10 protein-coding genes are annotated in these 9,319 nt (G+C 37.2%); 6 read left to right on the plus strand and 4 right to left on the minus strand.

Annotated features, from left to right (window positions below; all coding sequences use genetic code 11):
• Positions 1-9 precede the first annotated feature (9 nt).
• Positions 10-534, minus strand: a complete 525-nt coding sequence (locus tag CWS20_RS20895) for a GbsR/MarR family transcriptional regulator (RefSeq protein WP_066198927.1) — start codon at positions 532-534, stop codon at positions 10-12.
• Between the two features lie 330 nt (positions 535-864).
• On the opposite strand from CWS20_RS20895, the gene CWS20_RS20900 reads away from it, so the two are divergent.
• The 4 genes from CWS20_RS20900 to CWS20_RS20915 are packed head-to-tail and all read left to right on the plus strand — an operon-like array spanning position 865 to position 4,303.
• Positions 865-1,998 (plus strand): betaine/proline/choline family ABC transporter ATP-binding protein, encoded by a 1,134-nt coding sequence (locus CWS20_RS20900; RefSeq protein WP_066198924.1) that lies wholly within the window; start codon positions 865-867, stop codon positions 1,996-1,998.
• A gap of 18 nt (positions 1,999-2,016) precedes the next feature.
• The gene (locus CWS20_RS20905; protein ID WP_066198921.1) at positions 2,017-2,670 is read left to right on the plus strand and encodes an ABC transporter permease; all 654 of its coding nucleotides are present in this window, start codon (positions 2,017-2,019) and stop codon (positions 2,668-2,670) included.
• A gap of 13 nt (positions 2,671-2,683) precedes the next feature.
• Positions 2,684-3,604 carry an osmoprotectant ABC transporter substrate-binding protein gene (locus CWS20_RS20910; RefSeq protein WP_066198917.1) on the plus strand — a complete coding sequence of 307 codons (921 nt, stop codon included), beginning with the start codon at positions 2,684-2,686 and terminating at the stop codon, positions 3,602-3,604.
• Positions 3,605-3,619: 15 nt separating this feature from the next.
• Positions 3,620-4,303 carry an ABC transporter permease gene (locus CWS20_RS20915; RefSeq protein ID WP_066198909.1) on the plus strand — a complete coding sequence of 228 codons (684 nt, stop codon included), beginning with the start codon at positions 3,620-3,622 and terminating at the stop codon, positions 4,301-4,303.
• 122 nt (positions 4,304-4,425) lie between these two features.
• On the opposite strand, the gene CWS20_RS28140 is transcribed toward CWS20_RS20915, so the two are convergent.
• Together CWS20_RS28140 and CWS20_RS20920 are read right to left on the minus strand one after the other, a co-directional pair.
• A complete protein-coding gene (locus CWS20_RS28140) occupies positions 4,426-4,590 on the minus strand; it encodes a hypothetical protein (protein WP_157090545.1) in 165 nt (54 codons plus the stop codon).
• Between the two features lie 720 nt (positions 4,591-5,310).
• Positions 5,311-5,979, minus strand: coding sequence for a lysoplasmalogenase (locus tag CWS20_RS20920; RefSeq protein WP_066198907.1), 669 nt, complete (start codon positions 5,977-5,979; stop codon positions 5,311-5,313).
• Between the two features lie 150 nt (positions 5,980-6,129).
• Here CWS20_RS20920 and CWS20_RS20925 point away from each other — a divergent pair, with 150 nt between their 5' ends.
• Positions 6,130-7,497, plus strand: a complete 1,368-nt coding sequence (locus CWS20_RS20925) for an aldehyde dehydrogenase (RefSeq protein ID WP_066198903.1) — start codon at positions 6,130-6,132, stop codon at positions 7,495-7,497.
• 416 nt (positions 7,498-7,913) lie between these two features.
• On the opposite strand, the gene trhA is transcribed toward CWS20_RS20925, so the two are convergent.
• Entirely contained in the window at positions 7,914-8,561 is a 648-nt protein-coding gene (gene trhA / locus CWS20_RS20930; protein WP_066198900.1) for a PAQR family membrane homeostasis protein TrhA, read from the minus strand.
• 144 nt (positions 8,562-8,705) lie between these two features.
• Between trhA and CWS20_RS20935 the strand changes: the two genes are divergently transcribed.
• On the plus strand, positions 8,706-9,269 hold the full coding sequence (locus tag CWS20_RS20935; protein WP_066198896.1) for a DUF1836 domain-containing protein: 564 nt from the start codon (positions 8,706-8,708) through the stop codon (positions 9,267-9,269).
• The last annotated feature ends 50 nt before the right edge of the window (positions 9,270-9,319 follow it).

The following is a 9,319-nucleotide window of genomic DNA, read 5'->3' on the forward strand; positions in this document are numbered from 1 at the left end:
ACTATTTGTTTATGTTTTTGGAACATGATTAAAGATTTCTCCGCTTTCGAAGAATTCTACTAAACGGGCTAACCATTGATAATATTCGACCCATTCTTTTGCTTCCTTTAATAAATCATTCACTTTTTGTTCGTCGTCTGCACTGAGTGTTTCCTGCTCAAGTAATAATAACAGCTCTGCTTTTACTTTCTTTTCAAACAGTTTATTTTTATTAATCGCTTTTTGCCAATTTGAAGTAAATAAAGAAACGAATGTTTGATAATAGTCTTGCTCTACATTATAAAGATCTCTGCGTACACCTTTTTCAAACACCTTTTCTGCAATGTTTAATTCAAGCATCTCCCGAACAGCCTGACTCATACGGGTTTTGCTCATACCAGTTGCTTCAGATAATTCATTTAATGTCATTGGCTTTCTATTCATATAAATGATGCCTAATACGCGGCCAACGGTAGTTGAAACACCGTAAGTGCTCATGTTTTCTGCTATCTTATCAACAAAAAACTCTTCTGTTTGATTTAATTTTGCATTCAATAAAAATCACCCTTCCAATTAAGGATCATCTCTTCATTCAAAGAAAATGTACCATAGATATTAATAATATTAAAATGAGCATTCTTTAGCATAATGAAAAAAATGCGAGTATTTATAAGATATACTTCTATATTGTTTTATACAACAATAATTTTACGTAAATATAATAAAATTTATGCAGTTTGTAAACTTTTTATTTCACAAAGTTTAAACTATACTATTTATATAACAAAATTATTTCATTTATAAGAAAAAAGTCTTTCAATAAGGATTCTTTTTATAGGAAAAAGGGTAGAAGACTTTATAGAAAAAAATATGGGGGTGCCATAATTGCTTAAATTTGACCACGTATCGAAAGTGTACAAAGGCGGCAAAAAAGCAGTAAACGACTTAAATTTGGAGTTCAATAAAGGAGAGTTTATAGTTTTCATTGGGCCGAGTGGCTGTGGAAAAACAACCACGATGAAGATGATTAACCGTCTGATCGAACCGTCAGAAGGAACGATTTACATTAATAATGAAGATATTATGAAAAAAGATCCTGTTAAATTAAGAAGGGAAATTGGCTATGTTATTCAGCAAATTGGCTTATTTCCGCATATGACGATACAGGAGAATATTTCTTTAGTTCTCAAATTATTAAAATGGCCAGAGGAGAAACGAAAAGCACGTGCGAAAGAATTATTATCATTGGTAGATATGACACCAGACTATCTAGATAGATATCCTCATGAGCTAAGTGGAGGACAACAGCAGCGTATCGGTGTGCTTCGTGCACTAGCGGCTGATCAGCCGCTTATTTTAATGGATGAACCTTTTGGCGCACTTGACCCGATAACAAGAGATTCCCTTCAGGATGAATTTAAGAAGCTGCAAAAAAAGCTCGGGAAAACCATTGTGTTTGTTACACATGATATGGATGAAGCGTTAAAGCTTGCAGACAAGATTGTGATTTTGCGCGGTGGGCAGCTTGTCCAGTGTGGAACTCCTGATGAAATATTACGTGAGCCAGCAAATGAGTTTGTAGAAGAATTTATTGGCAAAGAAAGACTTGTTCAGGCAAAGCCTAATATCACTACAGTTGAACAAATTATGAATCCCCGCCCGATTACAATCATGAGCGGCCAGTCATTAACAGAGGCCATTACCTTAATGAAGCAGCATCGGGTCGATTCATTGCTTGTTGTAGATGAAAACCATGTTTTAGAAGGATATATAGATGTAGAAACAATCGATCAAAATCGCAAAAAGGCCCGTCTTGTCGGCGATGTTATCCTTCCGGATACTTTTGCCGTAGAAAAGAATGCCCTCGTACGAGATACGATAAGACAAATCCTTAAAAAAGGAATGAAATATGTACCTGTTACAGATGAAAATAATCGTCTTGTCGGAATTGTTACTAGAACAAGTCTTGTAGATATTGTTTATGATTCTATCTGGGGCGATGAAGCGGCAGCAGAATAAAGAAGGGAGGTAATAGGGATGAGTGCCGTTATCGATTTTTTAAGCCAAAATGGCATGGAGTTATTAGGTAAAACGTGGGAGCATTTATATATTTCATTGCTTGCTGCCGGGCTAGGGGTAATTGTGGCAGTACCGCTTGGCGTAATTTTAACAAGGTTTGAGAAAGCTGCAGGGCCAGTGATGTCTTTATTAGGTATGATTCAAACGATTCCAAGCTTTGCGATCCTCGCATTTTTTATTCCACTCTTCGGAATTGGGAAAATCCCCGCGATTATTGCATTATTTTTCTACTCGGTTCTACCTATTTTAAGAAATACCTATACAGGAATTAAAGGTGTCAACACCAGTTTATTAGAAGCTGGCCGTGGGATGGGGATGACTGGATGGGAACGAATCCGTTATGTCGAATTGCCCTTGAGTATTCCCGTTATTATGGCAGGGGTCAGAGTATCAACTGTTTATTTAATCGGCTGGGCTACGCTCGCTTCCTATATTGGCGCAGGAGGCTTAGGTGATTATATTTTTAGCGGCTTAAATCTTTATCAGCCTGAATATATCATTGCCGGTGCTATACCTGTTACAATCCTCGCATTAATTGTGGATCTGATTCTAGGAAAAGTAGAAAACAAAGTGACGCCAAAGGCGATAAGAGAAAAGAATAAAACAGCATAGGGGGTGGCTGAAAATGAAGAAAAACAAATTTGTCATAAGTATCTTAATCATTTTTTCTATTGTTCTGACCGGATGTTCACTGCCTGGATTAAGTGGTTCTGATAAAAACTCAATTTCTGTGGGAACCATTTCTACTTCAGAATCGCAAATTGTCGGGCAGATTATTCGTCAATTGATTGAGGAAGAAACAGATTTAACTGTAGAGATGGTCAATAATCTTGGTTCATCCATCGTGGTACATCAGGCAATGGTGAATGGAGATGTAGATATATCTGCTACACGGTATACAGGGACAGACCTTGCTGGTGCATTGAAAATGGAGCCAGTGATGGATGCGGAAAAAGCAATGGAAATCGTGCAAACAGAATTTCAAAAACAATTTAATCAGAAATGGTATGATTCATATGGTTTTGAAAATTCATATGCTTTTACAATAACTGCTGAGCTTGCAGAAAAAGAAAATATTGAAAAAGTATCAGATTTAAAATCTCTCGCTGGTGACCTTGCTTTTGGCGTTGACAATTCATGGCTTAATCGAAAAGGAGATGGCTATGAAGGCTTCGTAGAAGAATACGGGTTTGAATTTGGCAATGCTTTTCCTATGCAGATAGGGCTAGTATACCAAGCGGCTGCCTCTGGTGATATGGATGTTGTTTTAGCTTATACGACAGATGGCCGCATTAAAGCCTTCGATTTAAAAGTACTTGAGGATGATCACAACTTCTTCCCTCCATATGAAACTTCAGCAGTAGCAAGTAATGATATTTTGGAAGAACACCCAGAAATTGATGAATTACTGGAGAGACTCGTAGGCAAAATAGATACGGAAATGATGCAGGAGCTCAATTATGAAGCAGATGGAGAAATGCGTGAGCCTGCCATCATTGCCAAAGAATTTTTAGAAGAAAATAACTACTTCAGAGACGAAGAGTAGCAGGGGGTGACCTGAATGGAAGTATTAAAAGACTTAATTTATTATTTTACAGAAAACGGTTCATATGTTTGGGAACAATTCTTTAGACATTTTCTCATGTCAGCTTATGGTGTCTTATTCGCAGCCATTGTAGGGATCCCAATCGGCATACTTATTGCCCGCTATCACAAACTAAGCGGCTGGGTTATTTCGTTGGCTAATATTATTCAAACGATTCCAGCACTGGCAATGCTTGCCGTCCTCATGCTCGTTATGGGACTGGGCACAAATACAGTAGTGTTCGCACTATTCCTATATTCCTTATTGCCAATTATTAAAAATACTTACACAGGGATACGAAATGTGGATTCGGCGCTATTAGAATCAGGAAAAGCAATGGGCATGACAAAATTTCAAGTGCTCCGGATGGTTGAGCTGCCTTTATCATTATCAGTAATCATGGCGGGATTACGGACTGCACTTGTGATAACAATCGGTGTAGCGACGATCGGTACCTTTTTTGGTGCCGGAGGTTTGGGCGATATCATTCTTCGCGGGACAAATGCTGAGGACGGAACAGCCATTATTCTTGCAGGTGCCATACCAACAGCGTTAATGGCAGTCATTGCAGATGTTGTGATGGGCTGGATTGAAAGAAAGCTCCTCCCTGTGAAAAAGAAGAAGGGTACTACAGAGGAATTAGAGAAAGCTACAGTTTAGATGATATGGATGTTCAGATGGGGCGAATCTTTGCTCGTCTGAACATTTTTCTGCATTGAAAAATGATTGCTTCTTTGCTAAAAATAATCGAAGCAATCATTCTAACAAAAACAGTCTCTCCATTATCTTCTATACCCATTTAAGCCTGTTCCAAAAATATCAAACTCTGGCTGTTTATCAGATATTTCTGCAGCCGTGTCGGCAACGGATTTTGCTTTTGCCTGCTCCTCTTGCTGAGCGCTAACTTGATTGTCTTCACCTTCATTGAACATACTTGGTTTAATCATGTGCCCATCTCCTTTAATTTTTGTTATTTAACATAATTCCCCAAATGTATTGATTTTACTCCATTGAGATCTAAGCCTATTTTAATTATATGCAGAAGGAGAAAAATGGTTTTGACTGCCATAAGATGATTTCTTTATATTAACACAATTTTCTAAAAATATCCAATCGAATGAAAATTTGTTATATTTCATAATAGTGAGGGTGGTATACACATCGTTATCACCGTGGATTTTTTTGCTAAACCGTTAAATTATACATCTAATAAAAGATATAACATCAAAACATTGCTCGGCAGTATTGTTTATCGTAACTATACTTATTTGCAGATGAAGAACCTACTCAGTTAGGTTCTTCTTTTTTATCCGATATTTAGGAATTTGTGGTTTTTTAATCTTTATCGCAGATTAATGGGCACTAAGACTCACTTCAAAGTTTAGAGGAATCGAACAAGCATAGGTGGGTGATGAAGGAAAACCCCCACTGATAGAAGCTTCACTTTATCCATTCTGTTTAGAATTGGCCGAAATGTGGTAGGGAAAATGATGGAATAGGTAAACAAGTCAGGGTAGGGTGTTAGCAGACATTGAATACATTATTTATCCTGAGGAAGAAGAAGTGGGGCCACTCGCTGGAGTTTGCGCGAAGTGACCTCGCCCCGGGTAATACTTAACATGTGGCTTTATAATGCTTACTAAATATAACAAAGTCTGAAGGTGTCATTAGATTGATGCTTTATTTGTTATCGAAGGTGAAAAGCTACTGCCAAACTTATTTATGCTGAAAGCAATTAAAAATTGAGCGCTATAGTATGTAATCATAATCAGCTCTCCGGAAAACGTAATCGGTGCTACAAATTTATTCCAAGCCAGAATGGAATCGGATATGACAAAAAGACCACTCCCAAACATAGCAAATAAATTCCCGCTCATTATTGCCGACCAAAACATGGCAGAAATAGCAACTATATAAATAATAACAGGGAGTATTAAGCTTGTCTGATTGCTTGACTGGAGTGAATCAACGAGCTGTCCGCCCATAACGAAAGCATAAACTGCAATAGGGAGAATGGAAAGCGCTCGACTCCGGGAAAAATTCCACTGAGTGAAAAAGCCAATAGTATAGAAAATATGTCCGATCAGGAAAGCTGTCAAGCCAACAACAAACCAAATCAATAAGCCATCTCCAAGCATACAAAAAAACAGACCTAACAACATAATGGTAGACAGCTTTTTCTTATTTACTGGTTTGATTAAATAGGCAAAATAAATAATGAGTATCATCGGAATTAGTTTAAATAATATTTTAATTCCAGTTGGCTCATCTGGAATTAAAAATATATAAATAAATCCCATAATTAAAATGAGAAAAGGCAGCCATTTCTTTATCATATTTATCATCTCCTCCGAATAACTTATTCCCTTTAAGTTCAGCAAATTCCTGCAAGGATATATTAGATTATTTGTAAGCAAAATGGTGCCATCACCCGATTTTAAATGCTATTATTAGGCAACAGACTCTTTTTATGGAGGCCAATCAATATGGAAAAATACAAAGATGTAATTCAAAAACAGCGGTTATACTTCTCAAAAGGAGAAACAAAGGAGCTGTCTTTTCGAATCTCTGCGTTGGAAAAACTGCAAAAACTAATAAAAACACATGAACAAGACATCATGGTTGCACTAAAAGAAGACTTAAATAAAACTGAATTTGATTCATATTTAACTGAAATAGCGGTTCTAATAGAAGAAATAAAATTCACGTTAAAAAATATTCAAAAGTGGGCAAAGCCGCGTAAAGTCAAATCATCTTTATCAACCTTCGGCTCAAAAAGCTTCATCTATCCTGAGCCATATGGCGTAACTTTGATTATTTCACCTTGGAATTATCCTTTTCAATTAGCAATGGCACCACTTATCGGCAGCATAGCCGCTGGCAATACGGCTATCATAAAACCGTCTGAATTAACGCCGCATACATCCGCACTCATGGCAAACTTAATTGGAGAATACTTCCCTGAAGAATATATTTCAGTGGTAGAAGGAGGCATCGAGATAAGTGATAGGCTGCTAGCCGAAAAATGGGATTATATCTTTTTTACAGGCAGTGTACCTGTAGGCAGAATCATCATGCAGGCAGCCGCTAAACATTTAACCCCAGTGACTTTGGAACTTGGCGGCAAAAGCCCTGCCATTGTTCACGAGGATGCACACTTAACACATGCAGCTAAAAGACTAGTATGGGGTAAGTTTGTCAATGCAGGCCAAACATGTGTAGCACCAGACTACACATATGTTCATAGCAATATTAAGGAGCTGTTTATAGCTGAGGTAAAAAAAGCGATAAAGGATATTTATACTTCTGATCCAATGGAAACCGGAAACTTCACAAAAATAGTGAGCGACAAGCATTTCCACCGCCTAACAGCTTTCCTTAATAATGGACAACTAGAATATGGCGGACGAACAGATACAGAAAAAAGAATGATTGAACCGACAATCTTAAATGATATATCATGGTCAGATCCAATAATGGAAGATGAAATTTTTGGACCAATCTTGCCAATTTTGGAATATAGCGATCTTGACTCTATCATTATGAAAATTAAAGATAGACCAAAGCCGCTTGCTCTCTACTTATTCACTGAAAGCGATAAAGTTCAGGAGGCTGTATTAAAGCATATTTCTTTTGGCGGAGGCTGTATTAATGACACAGTCCTCCATCTGAGCTCCCCGCATCTTCCATTCGGCGGGGTAGGAGACAGCGGCATGGGCGCCTATCATGGCAAAGGAAGCTTTGATATCTTTTCCCATGAAAAAAGCATGTTAAAACAATCAACAAAATTCGACCTGCCGTTCAGATACCCATCCGAAAAGGCACTTAACACAATTAAAAAATTAATAAAATAAGCAGGTGGGCTGAAAAATGTTCAGCCCGTTTTCGGTTGCGTCAGTTTTGTTCGTAGTTGTTTTTATAAAAAGTTAAATAAGAATAAACGGACGAAAGTGGAGTGAGAAAGTTAACCTGTCATTTTAAAGTGGAAATAAAGTGACAAAAGTGAGGTGTGAAAGCCGAAACGTCATTTTAAAAGTAGAAATAAACGGACGAAGGTGGAGTGGAACCCGACCTGTCATTTTAAGCTAAAGAAAGGCTGCAATTCTCCTCATTTTGAAGGTTATTGTAACCAAGTAGTATCCATAGATCCACTATTTTTGTCATTCTCGGGGTACTGCATTTGTGAAGTAGTGCCTATAAGACCGCAGTTTTCTGCAATATGGGCACTACTTCCCTCAGCAGTGCCGCAAGTACGTGCTAACCTAGTAAATTAAAGAACATAAATATATACACTTAGAAAATGGCAAGTGGTACCAAGCATGATAAAGATATGGAAAATCTCGTGAAAGCCCAAATGTTTAAATTCCATGAATTTAGGTTTTACTGCATATATGACTCCGCCGATTGTGTAAAAAATACCACCTTGAAGCAGCAGCAAAAGGCCACCAATGCTTAATGTCTTGCTTAATGGTGCAAAAGCAAAGACAATCACCCAGCCTAAGGCAATATACAGACAAGTAGAAAGCCATCTCGGACAATTAAACCAAACCATTTTAAATACGACGCCTAAAATAGCTGTAACTGCTACAAATGTGAAGATTCCAGAGCCAAGTGCACCATCCAGTGAAATCAGACAAAAGGGCGCATAAGATCCAGCGATTAATACAAAGATCATAGAGTGGTCAATTTTCCGAAAAAAAGCAATGACTTTACCTTTAGCAATTATCATATGGTAGGCGGCTGAAGCGCTATACAACAGCATCATACTTATTCCGAAAATGATGACTGCGGCAATGTCCATAGGTGAAGCAGTTGTCAGTGAAGCTTTTATAACCATTGCCAGTAAAGCAATGAAAGAAAGAATGGCGCCAGCAAGATGTGTCAAACTGTTAATAGGTTCACGAATATATGCTGTCAATAGTGTTCCTCCTCAATGTTCTGATATGTAGTTTTTATAACTACTTGTAATGATATACTTATTTTATCACGTAGTCAACATTTACATAAAAACGTTTATACAGTAAAATTGGAAATAATCTATGAAAAATATGAGGTTTTTAATATGAAAGATATTATGGATAAATTATCACTAGACCAACAAATTACCTTGGATGATATACCAGAACTAGACTTGTATATGGACCAGGTTATTCAGCTGTTTGAAAAAAAATATGATGATGCAAAGCGTAATGAGGACGAAAAAATACTGACAAAAACAATGATTAACAACTATGCGAAAGGTAAGTTGTTTTATCCAATCAAAAATAAGAAGTATTCAAAAGAGCATATCATACTCATTAGTTTGATCTACCAATTAAAGGGAGCACTGTCAATTAACGATATTAAAAAGACTTTGGACGGTATAAACCATCGTATTATGGAAGACCAATTAGATATAGATGAGTTTTATAATCGCTTCTTACAAATTATTGGTAAAAATGCTGAAGGGTTTAAAGAGGACGTTCTCCGAAAAGAAGAAGTGGTGGAACAAGCGGTTCAAACGATGAGTTCAGGGAAAGATGATGAACTGGAGCAGATTCTATTAATTGCATCACTAGTAAATATGAGCAACTACTATCGCAGAACGGCTGAGAAATTAGTGGATCAATTAGCAGAAAAAGAGTAAGCATTTAATGGACTATAAAAAAGCCGAATGCCAATGATGAAGTGACCCCT

Origin of the sequence: Cytobacillus horneckiae, from assembly GCF_002835735.1 — a bacterium.
GTDB lineage: Bacteria > Bacillota > Bacilli > Bacillales > Cytobacillaceae > Cytobacillus > Cytobacillus horneckiae.